We start from the raw sequence: 439 nt of genomic DNA, 5'->3' as shown, positions 1-439 counted from the left end.
GTATTCTCTTGCTTTGAAAACGAAAAAACCGCTCAGCAATGAACTGACCCCATGCTCTTGCGCGGACCTACGGACGAATGTCATGGGTGGACCCAATGCCATTTGTAAACAGGATAAGGCATTTATGCCGCCATCCGGCACAACCGCGGGTACGGTGTCTGATGTGTATCGCCCGGCGGCGCTGCGCTTGCGCGGGCCTACGCTGTTTGAACCTGTGGAGGACCCGCAGGCCGGATAAGGCATTTATGCCGCCATCCGGCACAACCGCGAGTACGGTATCTGATGTGTATCGCCCGGCGGCGCTGCGCTTGCACGGGCCTGGAGGACGAAGAAACGCCTGCTGGAGGGCCCGTAGGCCGGATAAGGCATTTATGCCGCCATCCGGCACAACCGCGGGTACGGCGTCTAATGTGTATCGCCCGGCGGCGCTGCGCTTGCA

The 439-nt window shown here is 60.1% G+C and carries 1 protein-coding gene; it reads left to right on the top strand.

Features of this window, described 5'->3' with window-relative positions:
- Positions 1-238, top strand: a 238-nt coding sequence (locus FJV41_RS55860; RefSeq protein WP_220138022.1) for a hypothetical protein, incomplete at its 5' end; no start/stop codon positions are given.
- Positions 239-439 lie beyond the last annotated feature (201 nt).

Source organism: Myxococcus llanfairpwllgwyngyllgogerychwyrndrobwllllantysiliogogogochensis, from assembly GCF_006636215.1.
In the GTDB taxonomy this organism is placed as follows: Bacteria; Myxococcota; Myxococcia; order Myxococcales; family Myxococcaceae; genus Myxococcus; species Myxococcus llanfairpwllgwyngyllgogerychwyrndrobwllllantysiliogogogochensis.
Note: the sequence above shows the minus strand (reverse complement) of the source record. Positions and strands in the feature narration are given on the sequence as shown.